At 55.0% G+C, this 18,671-nt stretch carries 15 protein-coding genes; 13 read left to right on the top strand and 2 right to left on the bottom strand.

Going from position 1 to position 18,671, the window contains the following annotated elements:
- The first annotated feature begins 8 nt into the window (after positions 1-8).
- The 6 genes from accD (at position 9) to ppk1 (ending at position 7,063) form a co-directional block, all read left to right on the top strand.
- Complete coding sequence (gene accD / locus KP806_RS09835; protein ID WP_224723407.1) at positions 9-878, top strand: acetyl-CoA carboxylase, carboxyltransferase subunit beta; 870 nt, start codon at positions 9-11, stop codon at positions 876-878.
- Complete coding sequence (locus KP806_RS09830; protein WP_224723406.1) at positions 868-1,938, top strand: acetyl-CoA carboxylase carboxyltransferase subunit alpha; 1,071 nt, start codon at positions 868-870, stop codon at positions 1,936-1,938. The genes accD and KP806_RS09830 overlap by 11 nt, the downstream gene beginning before the upstream one ends.
- Positions 1,939-2,033: 95 nt before the next feature.
- Positions 2,034-3,788 (top strand): pyruvate kinase, encoded by a 1,755-nt coding sequence (gene pyk / locus KP806_RS09825; RefSeq protein WP_224723405.1) that lies wholly within the window; start codon positions 2,034-2,036, stop codon positions 3,786-3,788.
- A gap of 145 nt (positions 3,789-3,933) precedes the next feature.
- Positions 3,934-4,416 carry an acyl-CoA thioesterase gene (locus tag KP806_RS09820; protein ID WP_224723404.1) on the top strand — a complete coding sequence of 161 codons (483 nt, stop codon included), beginning with the start codon at positions 3,934-3,936 and terminating at the stop codon, positions 4,414-4,416.
- Positions 4,413-4,805 carry an FxsA family protein gene (locus tag KP806_RS09815; protein WP_224723403.1) on the top strand — a complete coding sequence of 131 codons (393 nt, stop codon included), beginning with the start codon at positions 4,413-4,415 and terminating at the stop codon, positions 4,803-4,805. The genes KP806_RS09820 and KP806_RS09815 overlap by 4 nt, the downstream gene beginning before the upstream one ends.
- A gap of 191 nt (positions 4,806-4,996) precedes the next feature.
- Positions 4,997-7,063, top strand: a complete 2,067-nt coding sequence (ppk1, locus tag KP806_RS09810) for a polyphosphate kinase 1 (protein WP_224723402.1) — start codon at positions 4,997-4,999, stop codon at positions 7,061-7,063.
- Here the strand turns inward: ppk1 and KP806_RS09805 are convergent.
- Positions 7,035-8,582 carry a Ppx/GppA phosphatase family protein gene (locus KP806_RS09805; RefSeq protein ID WP_224723401.1) on the bottom strand — a complete coding sequence of 516 codons (1,548 nt, stop codon included), beginning with the start codon at positions 8,580-8,582 and terminating at the stop codon, positions 7,035-7,037. The two genes, ppk1 and KP806_RS09805, sit on opposite strands and share 29 nt — an antisense overlap.
- 343 nt (positions 8,583-8,925) lie before the next feature.
- On the opposite strand from KP806_RS09805, the gene citZ reads away from it, so the two are divergent.
- The 7 genes from citZ to KP806_RS09770 all read left to right on the top strand — a co-directional run bounded on the left by citZ (position 8,926) and on the right by KP806_RS09770 (position 17,159).
- On the top strand, positions 8,926-10,038 hold the full coding sequence (gene citZ / locus KP806_RS09800) for a citrate synthase (RefSeq protein ID WP_224723400.1): 1,113 nt from the start codon (positions 8,926-8,928) through the stop codon (positions 10,036-10,038).
- A gap of 128 nt (positions 10,039-10,166) precedes the next feature.
- Positions 10,167-11,462, top strand: a complete 1,296-nt coding sequence (gene icd / locus KP806_RS09795) for an NADP-dependent isocitrate dehydrogenase (protein WP_224723399.1) — start codon at positions 10,167-10,169, stop codon at positions 11,460-11,462.
- A 127-nt stretch (positions 11,463-11,589) separates the two neighbouring features.
- Complete coding sequence (gene mdh / locus KP806_RS09790) at positions 11,590-12,534, top strand: malate dehydrogenase (RefSeq protein ID WP_224723398.1); 945 nt, start codon at positions 11,590-11,592, stop codon at positions 12,532-12,534.
- Positions 12,535-12,636: 102 nt separating this feature from the next.
- Positions 12,637-14,799 carry a DNA helicase RecQ gene (gene recQ / locus KP806_RS09785; protein ID WP_224723397.1) on the top strand — a complete coding sequence of 721 codons (2,163 nt, stop codon included), beginning with the start codon at positions 12,637-12,639 and terminating at the stop codon, positions 14,797-14,799.
- 154 nt (positions 14,800-14,953) lie between these two features.
- Positions 14,954-15,385: a hypothetical protein gene (locus tag KP806_RS09780; protein WP_224723396.1), complete on the top strand. Its 432-nt coding sequence runs from the start codon at positions 14,954-14,956 to the stop codon at positions 15,383-15,385.
- A gap of 32 nt (positions 15,386-15,417) precedes the next feature.
- A complete protein-coding gene (locus KP806_RS09775) occupies positions 15,418-16,374 on the top strand; it encodes a sugar kinase (protein ID WP_224723395.1) in 957 nt (318 codons plus the stop codon).
- A gap of 2 nt (positions 16,375-16,376) precedes the next feature.
- On the top strand, positions 16,377-17,159 hold the full coding sequence (locus tag KP806_RS09770) for a DeoR/GlpR family DNA-binding transcription regulator (RefSeq protein WP_224723394.1): 783 nt from the start codon (positions 16,377-16,379) through the stop codon (positions 17,157-17,159).
- Positions 17,160-17,490: 331 nt separating this feature from the next.
- On the opposite strand, the gene nagA is transcribed toward KP806_RS09770, so the two are convergent.
- Positions 17,491-18,666 (bottom strand): N-acetylglucosamine-6-phosphate deacetylase, encoded by a 1,176-nt coding sequence (nagA, locus tag KP806_RS09765; RefSeq protein ID WP_318153561.1) that lies wholly within the window; start codon positions 18,664-18,666, stop codon positions 17,491-17,493.
- Positions 18,667-18,671: the final 5 nt, after the last annotated feature.

Genomic DNA, 18,671 nt, shown 5'->3' with positions numbered 1-18,671 from the left:
TGTCACACGTGCAAATAAAGGACTTATTTACGAAGAAGAAATATGCGACGATACCTTCTGAGCCGCGAAAGCGGGATATTCCGGAAGGGCTTATGAATAAGTGCTCGAAATGCGGCACGATTCAGTACAGCAAGGAATTGGAGAAAAATTTGAAGGTTTGTTCCTCTTGCGGCCACCATTTTCGGTTAACCGCCTGGGAGAGAATCGGAATTACGCTAGATGAGGGGCATCTGCTCGAGTATGATGCGGACATGGAATCCGTCGATCCTCTTGCGTTTCCCGGTTATGCGAGCAAGCTCGAGCAGCAGAAGAGCAAATCGGGTCTGCGCGAGGCTGTCGTAACGGGAGAAGGCACGATCGGCGGTTTTCCAGTTGTAGCAGCTGTAATGAGCTTCGATTTCTTCACGGGAAGTATGGGATCGGTCGTTGGGGAGAAGATTACTAGAGCAATCGAAGCGGCCCATGCCAAGCGGCTGCCGCTTCTTATTTTCTCTACGTCGGGCGGCGCCCGGATGCAGGAGAGCATTTTGAGCCTGATGCAAATGGCCAAAACAAGCGCTGCGCTGTCTAAATTCCAGGGCGACGGCGGTCTGTTCATTTCCGTGTTCACGGATCCGACTACAGGCGGGGTTTCCGCCAGCTTCGCGAGCCTTGGCGATTACAATTTGGCCGAGCCGGGGGCGCTAATCGGCTTTGCAGGCCGAATCGTCATCGAGCAGACGATCCGCCAGAAGCTGCCTGACGATTTCCAGACGGCGGAGTTCAATCTGCAGCACGGTCAGCTGGATAAGGTCGTGCACCGGAAGGACATGAAAGCTACGTTAACGAAGCTGCTCGACATGCATGTCGCAAGGGAGGGAACATCCTATGGCGGGTGAGCTGCCTTTTGAGAAACCGCTGAACGATTTTCGGCAAAAGATTATCGAACTGAAAAGCTTGAGCGTCGAGAAGGGCATCGACTTTTCCGAGGAGATCGCACGTCTCGAGTCGAGATGCAAGCAGCTTGAAGAAGAACTGTACAGCGAGCTGACTCCCGCCCAGAAGATGCATATGGCCCGCCATCATCAGCGGCCGACATCGCTGGATTTCATCCAGGCGGTGTTTACCGATTTTATTGAGCTGCACGGCGACCGCCTGTTCGCGGACGATCTTGCGATCGTCGGCGGGCTTGCGAAGCTGAACGGTGTACCGGTTACGGTCATCGGGCATCAGCGGGGCAAGGATACGCGTGACAATATCGCCAGATTTTTTGGCAGTCCCCATCCTGAGGGCTTCCGCAAAGCGCTTCGGCTGATGGAGCAGGCGAACAAATTTAAGCGTCCGATTATTACGTTTATCGATACGAAAGGCGCTTACCCGGGCAAAACCGCCGAGGAGCGGGGACAATCGGAAGCGATTGCCCGCAACCTGCGGGAAATGGCCGGCTTCGGCGTGCCTATCGTCTGCGTCGTCATCGGCGAAGGCGGCAGCGGCGGCGCGCTTGCGTTAGGAGTCGGGAACCGGGTGCTTATGCTGGAAAATGCCATTTACAGCGCGATCTCGCCTAACGGTGCGGCATCTATTCTGTGGAAGGATGCTTCCAGGGCGGACCAGGCTGCGGAAGCGATGAAGATTACGGCCAAGGATTTGCTCGAATTCGGAGTGATTGAGGATATTATCGCCGAGCCGCAGGGCGGGGCGCACAAGGATTTGGAGTTCCAGGCCGCTCAAATTAAGGATAAGCTGTGGAAGCATCTTGAGGAGCTGCTGCCGCTTACCGGGGAGCAGCTGATCGAGGACCGCTACAATAAGTTCCGGAAGGTCGGACAATACCGCATTCCTGAGCAGCGAGTAGAAGCAGCCGGCAGTAAGCAGGCAGGCGTATCTCCTGCGGCGCAAAGCTTAAGCGGAGGCGCTCCTAAGGAAACGGCGCCGGAAGCGGCTCCGACCGTTCAGTAATAAGGTGTACAATCGATGCTTCGCTGCTCCGTGCAGGGAAGCATCGTGTCAGTATATAAAAGAATATCAGGCAATTTACGGAGGAAAAAAAGAACATGCGCAAAACAAAAATCGTTTGTACAATCGGACCATCCAGCGAATCACTTGAAAACACAAAAAAACTGATCAAAGCAGGCATGAACGTTGCCCGCTTGAACTTTTCACATGGCGATTTCGAAGAGCACGGCAACCGGATCAAGAACATCCGTCTGGCGAACGCCGAGCTTGGGACTTCGGTCGCTATTCTGCTTGACACTAAAGGTCCTGAAATCCGTCTGGGCAAGCTGAAGGAAGAGCCGATCGAGCTGAACCAAGGCGAGACCATCACTCTAACGACAGAAGAAATTTTGGGCGACCGTAATCGCGTTCCGATTACATACGACAACCTGCCGAACGATGTGAGCGTAGGCTCCACCATTTTGATCGACGACGGCTTGATCGGCCTGACCGTGGAAGAGGTTAAAGGTACGGAAATCATTTGCCGGATCGTAAATAGCGGCCCGATCAAAAGCAAAAAAGGCGTTAACGTTCCCGGCGTGAAGATTTCGCTTCCGGGCATCACCGAGAAGGATGCGAACGATATTATTTTCGGCATCGAGCAAGGCATCGACTTCATTGCCGCTTCCTTCGTGCGTAAAGCCAGCGACGTGTTGGAAATCCGCGAGCTGCTCGAGCGCCACAATGCGGGTCATATCCAGATCATTTCGAAAATCGAGAACCAGGAAGGCGTAGACAACCTGGACGAAATTCTCGAGGTTTCGGACGGCCTGATGGTAGCCCGCGGCGACCTTGGCGTCGAAATTCCGGCGGAAGAAGTACCGCTCGTTCAAAAGAACATGATCAAGAAAGGCAACCGCGTGGGCAAGCCGGTTATTACGGCTACGCAAATGCTGGATTCCATGCAGCGCAACCCTCGTCCGACGCGTGCGGAAGCGAGCGACGTTGCGAACGCGATCTTCGACGGTACCGATGCGATTATGCTTTCCGGCGAAACGGCTGCAGGACGTTACCCGGTGGAATCGGTGCAAACGATGGCCCGGATCGCCGAGCGTGCTGAGAACGCGCTTGAATACCGCGAAATTTTCAAGAAACAGGCAGACGCCCAGCAAACGAGCGTAACGGAAGCGATCAGCCAAGCGGTTGCCAATTCCGCGCTGGATCTTCGCGCGAAGGCGATTATTACTTCTACACAAAGCGGCTTTACCGCCCGTATGGTATCGAAATACCGGCCTAAATCCCCGATTATCGCCGTTACGACGGATGAGAAGGTGCTTCGCCGCCTTTCGTTGATCTGGGGCGTATTCGCAGTGCTCGGACCCGACGCGCAAACGACGGACGAAATGTTCGAAAATGCGGTTAAAGGCGGCATGAGCACAGGCTTCCTGAGCCTTGGCGACACGGTTGTTATTACGGCGGGCGTTCCTGTCGGACGAGCAGGCAGCACGAACCTGATCAAGATCCACCACATCGGCGAGCTTCTGGCGCATGGCCAAGGCATCGGCAGTCAGACGGCAACCGGCAAAATCGTTGTAGCGCGCACGCCTGAAGAAGCTATCGCAAAGACGGAGCAAGGCTCCATTCTTGTGACGATTGCAACCGACAAGGAATATATGCCTGCATTCGAGAAAGCGGCGGCTGTTATTACGGAGCAAGGCGGCATTACAAGCCATGCGGCCGTAGTCGGCATTAACCTGGGCATTCCGGTTATTCTAAGCGTTGCTGGAGCGACCGATTTGCTTAAGGACGGCATGGAAGTGACCGTTTACGGCGAAACCGGCGTCATCTACCACGGCCAATCGAAGGTTCTTTAATTTGATACGCAAGCTAACTGAACATAGATGAACAAGAAGGAAGCGATGGTGAACTCACCGTCGCTTTTTCTTAAAATAATAAGAATAAGTAAACTTCACACCGCTATAAATGAACCGGTTTATCACTTGAAGGAGGTGCGAAAAAATGGGCTCGGCATCAAGCTGGTTTTTGCATCCGCTTCGCGTTCGTTATCAGGAGACGGACCAGATGGGCGTTGTCTTTCACGGCAATTACCTCACCTGGTTTGAGATCGGACGCACGGAGTGGATTAGAGACGCAGGCTTCGATTACAAAACGATTGAGCGGCATGGGCTGCTGCTTCCGGTCGTCGATTTGAATTGCCGGTATGTGCTTCCTGCCCGTTATGACGATACGGTTATCGTCTGTACGCGAATTGCGGATTTCTCGCCGATCCGGGTAACGTTCGAATCGCAGATCAGAAGAGTGGAGATGCCCGATTTTTGCGGGAGAAGGCTGGCCCCGGATGAACAGCTTCCCGGCGAGCTGTTAGTCGAAGGAGGCACAAAGCATGTGTGGGTGGGCAAGGAGTGGCAGCCGGTCAGACTGAACAAGGCGCTGCCGGAATTATACGAGCTTATGCTTGCGCATGGGAGGATACCGCAATGAACAAGTGGCTGCTTGCCGTCATAATCGCATTTCCCTTTATTGAGCTGTGGGGCATTTTGCAGGCTGCGGATTGGCTTGGCGGCTGGACAACTTTTCTGATCCTGATCGTCATGGGGCTTGCCGGCGCGTTCTTATCGTTGGCCGAAGGCCGCAAGGTTTGGGGCGAGGCACAAAAGCAGCTTCAGAACGGACAAATTCCGGGCCAGTCGCTGCTGGACGGCCTATGCGTTGCGGCGGGAGGACTTCTTCTGCTGCTTCCCGGTTTTTTCTCCGATTTGCTTGGCATTACCCTGCTGTTTCCAGCTACGCGCCTCTTTTACCGCCGGATCATGCTGAATTGGATCGAAAAAAGGATCCGCGACGGTCATTTCCGAATCGGTCGTTACTAATATTTACGCGGCTTTTACAAAAGGTTAACATTGAAATAATAGTCATGCTCCATAATGGCATTAGCGGTGACCCTGCACCATACATATCGAAATAGCGGGCTTATGGCTTACCGGGTACGCAGATGCTTTAGGTTCGGACGCTCGCCTATGCATGAAGAAGAAGCATGCAAAATTTTCAGGAGGCATGAGAAATGACGAAACAGCTGTCCAACTATGTAAACCGGGATTTAAGTTGGATCGAATTTAATCGGAGAGTGCTTCAGGAAGCGCAGGACATGAACAACCCACTGCTTGAAAGAACGAAATTTTTGGCTATCGTCACCAGCAATTTGGATGAGTTTATAAGCGTCAGGGTCGCCGGCATCCAAATGCAGATGAGGGCCGGGCTCACGAAGATGGATTTTACCGGTTATACGGCGCAAGGACTATGGAAGCGGCTGATCAAGCGTACGAATCAGATGGTTCACGACCAGTACCGTACCTACCGGGAAGTATTCCGCTGCTTAAGCCGCGAAGGCATCTTCATCCGTTCGATCGATGAGCTTAACCTTACGCAAACGAAGGCCGTATCCGATTATTTTCACGAAATTGTATTTCCGGTTCTGACTCCGATGGCTGTTGATCAAAGCAGGCCGTTTCCGCTCGTGCATACGAAGGAATTGTATTTATCCGTATTATTAAGGCAAGACGGAGATCCCGAGGAGGAGGAGCCTTATTTCGCTATCGTGCAGGTTCCTTCGATTTTGCCTCGTTTCGTTCCGGTGCCCGGCAGGACAAACAGCAAAAAAACCGAGTTTGTGCTGCTGGAGGACTTGATCGAGAAGTTTATCGATACGTTGTTCAACGGTTATATTCCCTTTTCCGTCAGCCCGTTCCGAATTACCCGCAACTCGGATATTAATTTGAACGAAGAGGACGCGGAGGATTTGCTGGAGGAGATCGAGAAGGAGCTCCGCCGGCGGCGCTGGGGCATTCCGGTAAGGCTCGAGGTGGCCAAAGGAATGCATCCGTATGCGCTTGAAATGCTGATGGAGGAGCTCGAAATCGAAGATAATTTATTCGAAATCGACGGACCGCTCGACCTGAGCTTCCTCATGAAATTTGTGAACGCCCTTCCAGGCTACGACCATTTGCGCTACGAGAGGATGGAGCCGGTTTACCCGCGCGAATTCGACGATACCGACGACATGTTCGAGGTGATCCGCGAGCGGGACGTGCTCATGTATCATCCTTACGAGTCTTTTGCCGCCGTGAACGATTTCGTGACCCAGGCTGCGTATGATCCGGACGTGCTGGCGATCAAAATGACGCTGTACCGGGTAAGCGGACAATCGGCGCTCGTTCAGGCGCTGGGCAAAGCCGCGGAGTCCGGCAAGCAGGTTACCGTCGTCGTCGAGCTGAAGGCGAGATTCGACGAGGAGCGCAACATCGCTTGGGCGCGCCAGCTGGAGAAGTCCGGCTGCCACGTCGTATACGGCTTGGTCGGACTAAAAACACATGCGAAAATTTTGCTGGTCGTAAGGAGAGAGCAGGGGACATTGCGCCGGTACGTGCATGTCGGCACCGGCAACTATAATGATAATACGGCAACACTGTACACGGACATCGGCTTGTTCACCTCCCATCCGATTATCGGAGGGGATGCGTCGGCCCTGTTCAACGAGGTAACCGGTTATTCTTCCCCTTACGAGTGGAAGGCTTTCGGCGTCGCGCCGACGGATCTGAAGGAAAAGCTGTACAGGCTGATCGACCGCGAGCGCGAGAACGCATTGGCCGGCAAACCGGCAAAGGTTATAGCGAAAATGAATTCTCTCTCCAATCAGGAGATGATCGATAAGCTGTACGAAGCCTCGCAGGCAGGGGTCAAAATCGTACTGATCGTCCGCGGGGTTTGCTGTCTGAGACCGGGCGTCCCCGGGCGCAGCGAGAACATTAAGGTAATCAGCATCGTGGACCGTTTTCTCGAGCATTCGCGGATTATGTACTTCTATAACGGGGGCGAGGAGGAAGTGTATTTATCCAGTGCAGACTGGATGACACGCAATCTGACCCGCCGGATCGAGCTGATGTGCCCGGTGTTCGACCCGGCGCTGAGGCAGATTCTGATCAGAATGCTTGAACTCAACATTAACGACAACGTGAAAGCGCGCGAGCTGCAGCCTAGCGGAGCGTATGTTCATGTCTCGCAAGAGAACGGCAAGCCGCTCCGCAGCCAATTCGAGGCGAAGGCTATCTCCTTGTGGAAAGGTCTTGCTTAGCTGCGGCCTCCAGAAGCGGCGCTGCACCCCAAAGCTTCTTGAATTCGTGACTCAGCTCTTCGACCTCTCTGCTTTCGACCGCCAGCGTACCGCGGGGGTGAACGGGGCGCAGCATCAGCTGCGCTCCGTTCAGCTGTGCGTTAAATTGGCCGATCGCTTGCGTTTCCGTCCGGTCCAGAGCGGCCGACAGCTGAAGAAGAATTCCGAGCTTATAGATTACCTCGAGATCCGAATCGTTCAGCAGCTCCTTGTATTCGGACAGCTGCCGGCGCGTTTTGCTTTTGCTTCTATAGGAGGCGATGGCCGCCGTCATGATGATCTCGCGGTGGGTTAAGCCGTTCAAATGCGAATGGATGATCAGGTAAAAGGAATGTCTGGCGTATTCGTAATAATCGATCGAAGCCCCGATCCGGAACAGCTGCGACGCCGTTTGCAGCAGCACCCTCGTCTGAGGCGGCATCTTGCTGGAGCTGTTCAGCACGTCGTACAGCTCTAGCGCAAGCCGGCTGACTTGCTGCACGTGAGGCCTTGGCGCTGCGGGATGCAGGGCGGCCAGGTTGTTTATGCTGTATTCGAGCACGTTGCCCAGCTTGGGCCGGTCCGGAAATTTCGTCGCGTGGAACAAGCCGTCCCTCAGGCCCGCGCCGCATATGCGGTAATGAGCGGCTCTGGCGGCCCGGTATACGACGCGCAGAATGGCTGCGCCCGGAACGATGACGTCTGCGCGGTCCTTGGACAAGCCCGGCAATTTGCGCCTCTTGTCGAGCGGGAGCTTGCGCATTTGGTCAAACAGCTCATCCAGCTGCTCCCCGACAATCGGGTAATTATGGGTTTGCGGGAACGGATATTTGCGGGCGGCCTGATGCATCCGGCCAAGAGCCCGGACCGTTCCGCCGACGCCGACGAGCGGCAGCCCCGGTGTCTCGAATACCCAGCTTTCCTTGCGCAGCGCGTCGGCTACGAGCGCTTCCAGCGGCCTCAGCCCGTCGTCGGTCAGCATGCCCTTCGAGGCGAACCTCTTGTTCAGGCTGACGCAGCCGAACGGGAAGGAAACGCTTCGCACAAGCGCACGGTTCCGGAACAGCGACAATTCGGTGCTGCCGCCGCCGATGTCGATGAGGAAACCATCCCTGATCTGCAGGGAATTAATCATGCCGAGAAAGCCGTAGGTCGCTTCCTCTTCACCCGAAAGCAGCTCGATTTCAAGCCCCGTGGCCGCTCTGATCCGCTCCAGGATGGATGCCCGGTTCGCGGCGTTGCGGATGGCGGCTGTCGCCACCGCGCGTATTCTGCTTGTATGGTTATGCCCGCATATGAGGGCGAAGTGGTGCAGCGTGTCGATGAGCTCGTCTATAGCCGCATCCGTCAGGCGGCCGTCCTCATCGATCCGTTCGCTGAGGCGCGCGGGCCGTTTGCTGCTGTCCGCTACCCGGTGGGCGCCGTTCGGCGTTTCCTCGTAAACGACCAGCCTGACCGAGTTGGAGCCGATGTCGATGATCCCGATGCGTTGTCCTGTCATATAGCGCCTCCGATGCGACAAATTTGACGTGAATTGCTGTTCATGAGTGAGCCATGCGGAAATTCGCCCGGCAAGTCTTTTGGACATTTTACCATTATATTCAGTCCAGGAAAAATGTTTTATTCCGCGGCTAAAATTGGCGCAAATAGGGAAAAATGCAGCAGGAGCTTCCGACACCAGAAGCGAAAATTCGAGTCGAAAAAAATATTAATGATAGCGATAAAGCATTTTTATGTCCCTATTTGTTCACTTCATTGCCAAAATCAGCTATGATTAAGAGCGATGGTACAAATTCTGAAATCCCTATTCTGTTAACTATACCCCAGTTAAAGGAGAGAGAACGATGACAGCAACTAAAGGTCTTGAAGGAATCGTCGCTGCGGCGTCGTCTATCAGCTCGATCATAGACGGAGTTTTGACTTACCGCGGAATTGACATTGACGACCTGGCAGCAAACGCTACATTTGAAGAGGTTGCTTACCTGCTCTGGTACGGCAAGCTTCCTAACCGCTCGGAGCTGGACCGCCTCCAAAAGCAATTGGATCAATACGCGGCCTTGCCGCAAGAGGTTATCGAACAAATCAAGCTTTATCCGCAAAAAACGAATTCCATGGCTGCGCTCCGCACGGCGGTTTCCAGCTTGGCACTGTACGATGCGTCCGCAAACGATATGTCCCCGGAAGCGAACCAGCTGAAAGCGATTAAGCTGCAAGCCCAGCTTCCAACAATCGTTGCGGCTTTTGCTCGTATCCGCGAAGGCAAAGAGCCTGTAGCTCCGAAGCAAGGCGTATCCATCGCTTACAACTTCCTTTACATGCTGACCGGCAATGAGCCGGCCGAGGTTGCAGTCAAAGCTCTCGACCAAGCGCTTGTGCTTCATGCGGATCACGAACTGAATGCTTCGACGTTCGCTGCACGCGTTACGGTTGCTACCTTGTCCGATATTTACTCCGGCGTTACTTCGGCTATCGGCGCTCTGAAGGGTCCTCTTCACGGCGGCGCGAACGAAGCGGTTATGGTTATGCTGGAAGAAATCGGCTCGACCGCTAACGTGGAAAGCTACATCAGCAACGCTTTGGCAAACAAGCAAAAAATTATGGGCTTCGGTCACCGCGTCTACAAAAACGGCGACCCGCGCGCGAAGCATCTTCAAAAAATGTCCCGCGAGCTGGGCAAGCTGACCGGCAACATGGAGCTTTACGAAATGTCCGTCAAGATCGAGGAGCTGGTAACGGGTCAAAAAGGCTTGAAGCCAAACGTAGACTTCTATTCCGCTTCCGTATACACGACGCTCGAAATTCCGCGCGACCTGTTTACTCCGATCTTTGCGATCAGCCGCGTATCCGGCTGGAGCGCGCACATTCTGGAGCAGTACCAGGATAACCGCCTGATCCGCCCTCGCGCCGATTATGTCGGTCCGGTCAACGCGAAATACGTTCCGATCGAGCAGCGCTAAACCGCATTTATGCCGCAATAAAGAGGGAGCGAACTTGCCGTTCGTTCTCCTTTTTAAGGAGATACACCCTTATTCTTTAAACTAACGATGCTTGCACTGCAAGTACATATTCAAGGAGGATTTCATTCATGGCACAGTTCGAAAAATTCGCGCTTCCGACTGAAGGCGAGCAAATCACAATCGACAACGGTACTCTTCAGGTTCCTAACAACCCGATCATCCCATTCATCGAAGGCGACGGCACAGGCCGCGACATCTGGAAAGCTTCGAAACGCGTGTTGGACGCAGCGGTAGAGAAAGCTTACAGCGGCAGCAAAAAAATCGCTTGGTACGAAGTATTCGCCGGCGAAAAAGCATTTAACGAATACGGCGAATGGCTTCCGGCCGATACGCTTACTGCAATCCGCGAATACATCGTGGCGATCAAAGGCCCTTTGACAACTCCAATCGGCGGCGGCATCCGTTCCCTGAACGTTGCACTTCGCCAAGAGCTTGACCTGTACACTTGCCTTCGCCCTGTTCGTTACTTCGACGGCGTTCCTTCCCCGGTTAAACGTCCTGAGCTTGTTGACATGGTTATTTTCCGTGAGAACACGGAAGACATCTATGCCGGCATCGAGTACCAAGAAGGCTCCGAGGGCGTGAAGAAGGTTATCGCGTTCCTGCAAAACGAAATGGGCGTTAACAAAATCCGTTTCCCTGAAACTTCCGGCATCGGCATCAAGCCGGTATCCAAAGAAGGCTCGCAGCGTCTGGCTCGCGCGGCAATCGAATATGCAATCAAGCACGGCCGCAAATCCGTTACTTTGGTTCACAAAGGCAACATCATGAAATTCACGGAAGGCGCGTTCAAAAACTGGGGCTACGAAGTGGCTGAGCAAGAGTTTGCCGAGCAAACGTTCACTTGGGGCCAATACGACCGCATCAAAGAAGCAGAAGGCGTTGACGCTGCGAACAAAGCGCAAGCGGAAGCGGAAGCTGCCGGCAAAATCGTCGTGAAGGACGCAATCGCCGACATCGCTCTTCAGCAGGTTCTGACTCGCCCTACCGATTTCGACGTGATCGCAACGCTGAACCTGAACGGCGACTACCTGTCCGACGCTCTTGCTGCTCAAGTCGGCGGTATCGGTATCGCTCCAGGCGCTAACATCAATTACTTGACTGGCCACGCTATTTTCGAAGCGACTCACGGCACGGCTCCGAAATATGCGGACAAAGACGTTGTAAACCCGGGCTCCGTTATCCTTTCCGGCGTTATGATGCTTGAGCACCTTGGCTGGCAGGAAGCGGCTGACCTGATCTACAAAGGCATGGAAACTTCGATCAACAACAAAACGGTTACTTACGACTTCGCCCGTCTGATGGAAGGCGCGACTGAAGTGAAATGCTCCGCTTTTGCTGACGAGATCATCAAAAATATGTAGTTCGAACGATTGAGTGCTGGAGACGATAGGGAGACGGGACTGCGCGTAAGCGGCGGGTGTCATGCGTTTATAGGGGAAGCGAAGCGGATTTTTGACCATAAACGAAACGATTGGGAGGCATTTTATAATGGCGATCAAACGTAAAAAGATTACGGTAGTAGGAGCGGGCTTCACGGGAGCTACCACTGCACTTATGCTTGCGCAGAAGGAGCTTGGCGACGTTGTGCTCGTTGATATTGCGCCGCTGGAAAACCCGACGAAAGGGAAAGCGCTGGATATGCTGGAAGCGACTCCGGTGCTCGGGGTCGACACAAGCATCATCGGCACTTCCAACTATGACGACACCAAAGATTCCGACGTCGTTATTATTACGGCAGGCGTCGCCCGCAAGCCGGGCATGAGCCGCGACGATCTCGTGAACACAAATGCTGGAATCGTGAAATCCGTTTGCGAAAATGTGAAAGCGACCAGCCCTGACGCTTATGTCATTATCCTGAGCAACCCGGTTGACGCGATGACTTATGCGGCATACGAAACGCTCGGCTTCCCTAAAAATCGCGTAATCGGCCAATCCGGCGTTCTTGACACGGCGCGCTACTGCACGTTCATCGCCCAAGAGCTGAACGTATCCGTCGAAGATGTGCGCGGCTTTGTGCTCGGCGGACACGGCGACGACATGGTACCGCTCGTGCGTTATTCCAACGCCGGCGGCATTCCGATCGAGAAGCTGATCCCGGCTGACCGCATCGAAGCGATCGTTCAGCGTGCCCGCGTAGGCGGCGGTGAAATCGTGAACTTGCTCGGCAACGGCAGCGCGTACTACGCTCCTGCAGCTTCGCTCGTTCAAATGACCGAAGCGATTCTGAAGGACAAGAAACGCATTCTTCCGGTTATCGCTCTTCTCGAAGGCGAATACGGCTACGACAGCCTGTTCATGGGCGTTCCGGCGATTATCGGCGGCGACGGCATCGAGAAAGTGCTTGAGCTGGAGCTGACGGCCGACGAGAAGGCGGCGCTTGATAAATCCGCTCAATCGGTGCGTAACGTGATTCAAATCGTAAAATCCGGCTAATCAATCGTAACAAAAAAAAGACGCAAAATGCGTTCGGGAGGACCCTGACAGTACACTGCCAGGGTCCTTTGCATTCATAAACGAAAAGAGGAGGGGTCCAGCATGATCGAACAAGCGAGGGAAGCGCTGAAACGGGTATACGGCTATGATTCGTTCCGCAAAGGGCAGGAAGAGATAATCGCGGGAATATTGAACGGACGCGATACGCTCGCTATTTTGCCGACGGGCGGGGGGAAGTCCATCTGCTACCAGATCCCTTCGATGCTGCTGCCGGGCACCTCGCTGGTCATTTCGCCGCTTATATCGCTGATGAAGGATCAGGTTGACGCGCTGCGCCGGGTTGGCGTCCCGGCGGCATTTCTGAACAGCTCGCTTGGCGCGGCGGAATACCGCGAAGTTGTACGAAGCTCGCTGCAGGGGGAGTACAAGCTGCTCTACGTTGCGCCGGAGCGGCTCGATGCGCCGATGTTCCAGACGCTGTCGGAGCAGCTGGCGATTCCGCTCATCGCGATTGACGAAGCGCATTGCGTGTCCCAGTGGGGTCACGATTTCCGTCCGAGCTACCGGCAGCTGGCCGGCTGGATCGCCAGAATGGCGAATCGTCCGCTGGTTGCTGCGTTTACGGCTACCGCTACGAATGAAGTTGCCCGCGATATAAGCGAAATGCTAAAGCTTCGCGATCCGGGCGTATATGTCACGGGCTTTGCAAGACCGAACTTGTCCCTGTCCGTCGTGACCGGAGCCCAGAAAAAAAGCTTTCTCGAGAGGTTTGTGGCGGATCGCAAAGAGCAGTCAGGCATCGTCTACGCCGCGACCCGCAAGGAGGTCGAGAACGTCTATGAGCTGCTGAGCAGAAGCGGCGTTCAGGCAGGCAAATACCATGGCGGCTTGTCCGACGCCGAACGGGCGGAGACGCAGGAGCGGTTTCGCTTTGACGACATTCGCGTCATGGTCGCGACAAACGCATTCGGCATGGGGATCGACAAGCCGAACGTCCGTTACGTGCTGCACTGGCAGATGACGGGGGATATCGAATCCTATTACCAGGAAGCCGGACGTGCGGGAAGGGACGGCGAGGAGAGCGAATGCGTGCTGCTGTTCGAGCCTGCCGATATGCAGGTGCAGCGTTTCCTGATCGAGCAGGGAGCAGGCGACGCGGACCGCAAAGCCATTCAGCTTTCGAAGCTTCATATGATGATGAATTACAGTCGCACGCAGCGCTGCCTGCAGCAGTTTATCGTCGATTATTTCGGAGAAACCGGCGTGGCGGCCTGCGGCAAATGCAGCAGCTGCCTGGATAAGAGCGAGCCGGTGAACCGGACGGACGAGGCGAAGATGGCGCTTTCCTGCGTCGGCCGGATGAAAGGGCGCTTCGGCGTTACGATGGTGGCCAAGGTGCTGAAGGGCTCGCGCGACAAGCGCCTGCTGGAGTTCGGCCTGGACCGCTTGTCGACCTACGGGCTGATGAAGCATTTGCCTGAAAAGGAGATCGCGGACTGGCTTTACTGGCTGGTTTCGGAAGGGTATTTGAGATTAAGCGAAGGCCAGTATCCGGTCGTATCGCTTACGGCCAATGCGCTGCCCGTTCTGGAAGGCCGGGAAATGATCATGCAGCGCGTTCGGGCGACGGTCCGCCAATCGTCCGCCAGCGACAACGCGGCGTCTACGCCTCTATTTGAGGCGCTCAGACAGTGGCGAAAGGAGAAGGCGGCCGCGGAAGGCGTTCCGCCGTTCATGCTGTTTTTTGACGCGACGATTCGCGAAATTGCCAACGTGCAGCCGCAAACGACGGAAGAGCTGCTTGCGGTGAAAGGGATAGGCGCGGCGAAGGCGGACAAGTACGGCGGCGAGCTGATTGCCATCATTCAGTCGTTCATTGGAGAGGGATTGCCTCTTGGTTCGGACTTTCCGCCAAAACAGACGGCACCAAACCGGAGCGGCGGAAGCCGGGCGTCCGGCGAGGAGCAGCCGAGTCATGTGACGACGCTGGAGCTGTTTCAAGCCGGGCAGGAGCCGGGCGATATTGCGAAAGAACGCGGATTAAGCAGGGTCACGGTCGAGGGGCATTTAATCCGCTGCGCCGACGAAGGGCTCGACATCGATTTCAGCCGGATCATCCCCGCGGACCAGGAAGCGCTGATCGTCGCCGCGATCGAGAAGGTGGGCACAGAAAAGCTGAGGCCGATCAAGGATGAGCTTCCCGAAGACGTATCCTTTTTCGCGATACACGGTGTGATCAGCAAATACGGTTTTAAAAGCTCATAAGAAGCCGGCGATGTTGCGGGTTATCCTTGGAGCGTGTCACAGGATAGCCACCGCTGTCATTTGAAAATAGCCCGATTTCTGATAAACTATTTGTAATGCGCGTTTATAGAAAACAATGGTTTTTTTACGCTTTACGAAAACAGGAGGAATGGAAATGTTTGAAGCAATGTTATTTTTGCACGTGCTTGGCGCGGTTGGCATGGGCTTCTATGTCGTGCTTCCGTTCATGATCGGACGGGCCTCGAATCTCGCCGGCTTGGGACAGGGCGGATTGGCGGACGGATTGGTATCCGCAAACCGGATCGCGCAATATTTTCTGATCCTGCAGCTGCTGACCGGCGGCTACATGATCTCGCAGGCCGATTACAAGCTGGTGTGGATGATCATCATCCTTGTGCTGTTCCTTGCCATTGCGGCGCTGGGCGGCATCATCACGAAGCCTTTGAAGCGAGTCGTTTCCTCGATCGAGGAAGGCAAAAGCGCAACGGCCCATATTAGCAAAGCCCGCGTGATGAGCTTTATCATTTTGCTGCTTTACGTCGTGATCCTTTATTTCATGAAGTTTCCTATCTTTGCTGATCATTAGAATCATTTATAACGCTGTAGGGGGACTACGTTATGCATGAATCATCACCGCAAATAATTACGTTCGGCGAATCAATGGCTTTGTTTATGCCGGAGAACTATAAAGCGATCGAGCGCGCCGCGACGCTGGAGCAAAGCTTCGGGGGAGCGGAGAGCAATGTCGCGATCGGATTGGCCAGACTCGGCTCTTCCGTCGGCTGGTTCGGCGCGCTGGGCGACGATCCGTTCGGTAAAATCATTTTGAAAACGCTGCGCGGGGAGGGCGTTGACATTTCCCGCGCGAAAACCCGTTCGGATGCGCCGACGGGAATGATGTTCCGTGAGTTTGTAGCGGGTAAAATGGCCGTTCATTACTTCAGGAAGCATTCCGCTGCCAGCCGCATGACGCCCGATCAGCTGGATGAGGATTACATCCGCGGCGCCAAGCTGCTTCATGTAACCGGTATCACGGCGGCGCTCAGCGAGGATTGCCGCCGAACGCTGAGACGTGCGGTCGACATCGCGAAGGAGGCCGGCGTGCTCGTCAGCTTCGATCCGAATTTGCGGCTGAAGCTGTGGTCGATCGAGGAAGCACGCGAAGCGCTGCTACCTCTTGCCGCGGATGCGGATTATTTTCTGCCGGGGTGGGACGAGCTTAAGCTCCTCTACGATACGGACGATTACGAGACGATTAAAGGCAAGCTGAATGAGCTGAAAGCGATCAGCATCATCAAAGGCGTGGGCGATACGACGGTCGTGCTGAATAAAGGCGTGGAGGAAAGCCTGCCGTTCTATCCGGCGGAGCAGGTGGTCGACACGGTTGGAGCGGGCGACGGCTTCTGCGCAGGTTTCCTTGCGGGAATCATGAAGGGGATGACGCCGATCGAGGCGGTCCGTCTGGCCAGCATTAACGGCTCGCTTGTCGTGCAAATGCGCGGCGACTGGGAAGCGCTGCCGGAGTGGAACGTGGTGGAGCAGCGCTTGTCCTCCAAAGCGTGGGTGGAGCGTTAATAATGGCGGATGCGAACGGTTCCAAGGGACAGCGCCGCCGCGAAGCCTTGCTGCAGCTGCTGAAGCAGCAGGGACGGATTACGATCAGCGAGATGGTCGAGAAGTTCGGCTGCTCGGAAGCGACGGCGCGCCGGGACCTGGAGCAGCTGGAGTCGGAATATCCGGTCATTCGGACGATTGGCGGTGCCATGTACGACGGCATGCATACGGTACGCGATCTGCCCTTTGAGGAAAAAGCGGGTTTATCGATTTTGGAGAAGGAACGGATCGCCGCGCTGGCCGCTTCGTTGATCGAAGAAGGCGATGTCATCGGGCTGTCCGGGGGGACGACAAACTTCCTCATTGCCAAGCAGCTGAAAACGCGCAAAGGCATTACGGTCGTCACCAATGCGGTGAACATTGCGATGGAGCTGGCGGGAAGCCAGGTGCAGGTCGTCGTCACCGGCGGCATTATGCGCCATAACAGCTTTGAGCTTTGCGGACCGCTGGGAGAAGGGACAGTGTCTCATCTTCATATCGGCAAAATGTTTTTCGGAGTTGACGGCATTTCCGTCGATGGCGGCATTACGATCTATTCCGAGCAGGAGGCGCAAATCTGCAAAGCGCTCATTAAGCGCTCGCAGGAGGCCTATGCCGTATTTGACCATACGAAGACGGGGAAAACGTCGTTATTCTCTACAGCTGCTCTATCCGAGCTGCGCGGAATCATAACGGATATGCCGCTGTCACCGGAGCTTGCGGCTCAAGTGGAGCAGCACGGCATTTCGGTTTATGTGACGGATTAGTTTGTCGTCCGAACGTTGGAATAACTGGATTTTTTGAGGTTATTTAGGGCAATCAGCGATAGGAAGAGAAATAACGGGATTCTCTACAGTTACTTTCCGACTTTGCGGCAAAATTCGAAATTTAGACGGATTTAACTACACGAAATCCAGCTAAAACGTAAATTTGAGCAAAAGCAGTGAAAATAACTGGAGAAAATCCATTTCTTACGAACGGAACTGCAACTGAGAACTGAAGTGCACCAATTTCAAGTAGCTTTTCGTAAAAAGTGAGGAGCTGTCCGAAAATCCTTCCGGACAGCTCCTCGTTTTTATCTACATATACGATCCGTTTCTATGTTGCCGCAAACACGGTACGCCCCTTCGCCCAGGTTCGTATCACGGCATGGTCCTTATCGAGCAAGACGAGATCCGCGTACTTGCCTCTTGCAATCGAGCCGGTACGGTCGCCGATGCCGAGCTGGCGCGCCGCATTCCCGCTTGCCAGACGGCTTATATCCGTCAAGCTGAGCTCCGTATGCTTCAGCAGGTAACGGACCGCCGCGATCATCGTCAGGCAGCTTCCTGCAAGGGCGCCGCCGTCCTTCAGTCGCGCTTCTCCGTTTCTGACGACGACCGCAAGGCCGCCCAGCGAATAGTCGCCATCCGGCATGCCCGCCGCCGCCATCGCATCCGTAATGAGGATGACTTTATCCCGGGACTTGGCGGCAAGCAGCAGCCGGATCGCCGCGGGATGGACATGCAGGCCGTCGGCGATGAGCTCGGCGCTGATGCGCCCGTCTGTCAATACCGCGCCAAGCGTGCCGGGCTCGCGATGATGCAGCCCCCGCATCGCGTTATACGTATGGACCGCTTGGGAAAGCCCCGCATCTGCGGCTGCCGTTATTTCCTCGTACAAGGCATCGGTATGTCCGCATGCGGTCACGATTTCCCGCTCTTTGAGCCATAGAATCGTCTCCAGCGCTCCGTCTTTCTCCGGCGCGAGGGTGAGCTGGCGAATGAGGCCGGGATACCGCTCCGTCCACTGTTTCATCCATTCAAGCTGGGGGTCCATAATATAAGCCGGATTTTGGGCGCCGATCCACTTCTCGCTAATAAAAGGCCCTTCCAAATGAACGCCGTACAAGTCGGCATAGGGCATTTCCCCGGCCCGGTATTCCGCAACCGCATGCAGCACGGCCTCGATCGCTTCCTTGGAGGCCGTCATCGTTGTCGCCAGCATGCCGGTCGTGCCGTGCGCCGCGTGAAATTTCGTGATCGCATCGAAGCTTTCGCGTCCGGCGTCCATGAAATCCGCCCCAAAGCCGCCGTGCACATGCATATCGATAAAGCCGGGCAGCAGCCAGCCCCCGTCACCGTCTACAACCTCGGTAGAATCCGGGGGCCCGGCCGGCTGATCCGCCTCGAAAATTTCCGTGATTTTACCGTTCGCCGTCCGAACGCTGCCGAATACGATCCGGTCTTCCAATACGATATTGACATGATGTATAAGCGTACCTGCCGAGTTCACAGTCA

The sequence above is a fragment of the Paenibacillus vietnamensis genome (genome assembly GCF_020169515.1).
Taxonomy (GTDB): Bacteria; Bacillota; Bacilli; order Paenibacillales; family Paenibacillaceae; genus Pristimantibacillus; species Pristimantibacillus vietnamensis.
This window is presented reverse-complemented; position numbering and strand designations above follow the sequence as displayed.

Bases quoted from the DNA above. Each gene is read 5' to 3' on its own strand.
- KP806_RS09780 (WP_224723396.1), top strand. From the start codon at position 14,954: ATGTTTGAAGCAATGTTATTTTTGCACGTGCTTGGCGCGGTTGGCATG.
- mdh (WP_224723398.1), top strand. From the start codon at position 11,590: ATGGCGATCAAACGTAAAAAGATTACGGTAGTAGGAGCGGGCTTCACG.
- pyk (WP_224723405.1), top strand. From the start codon at position 2,034: ATGCGCAAAACAAAAATCGTTTGTACAATCGGACCATCCAGCGAATCA.
- KP806_RS09770 (WP_224723394.1), top strand. From the start codon at position 16,377: ATGGCGGATGCGAACGGTTCCAAGGGACAGCGCCGCCGCGAAGCCTTG.
- icd (WP_224723399.1), top strand. From the start codon at position 10,167: ATGGCACAGTTCGAAAAATTCGCGCTTCCGACTGAAGGCGAGCAAATC.
- ppk1 (WP_224723402.1), top strand. From the start codon at position 4,997: ATGACGAAACAGCTGTCCAACTATGTAAACCGGGATTTAAGTTGGATC.
- KP806_RS09805 (WP_224723401.1), bottom strand. From the start codon at position 8,582: ATGACAGGACAACGCATCGGGATCATCGACATCGGCTCCAACTCGGTC.
- KP806_RS09830 (WP_224723406.1), top strand. From the start codon at position 868: ATGGCGGGTGAGCTGCCTTTTGAGAAACCGCTGAACGATTTTCGGCAA.
- KP806_RS09820 (WP_224723404.1), top strand. From the start codon at position 3,934: ATGGGCTCGGCATCAAGCTGGTTTTTGCATCCGCTTCGCGTTCGTTAT.
- KP806_RS09815 (WP_224723403.1), top strand. From the start codon at position 4,413: ATGAACAAGTGGCTGCTTGCCGTCATAATCGCATTTCCCTTTATTGAG.
- KP806_RS09775 (WP_224723395.1), top strand. From the start codon at position 15,418: ATGCATGAATCATCACCGCAAATAATTACGTTCGGCGAATCAATGGCT.
- citZ (WP_224723400.1), top strand. From the start codon at position 8,926: ATGACAGCAACTAAAGGTCTTGAAGGAATCGTCGCTGCGGCGTCGTCT.
- recQ (WP_224723397.1), top strand. From the start codon at position 12,637: ATGATCGAACAAGCGAGGGAAGCGCTGAAACGGGTATACGGCTATGAT.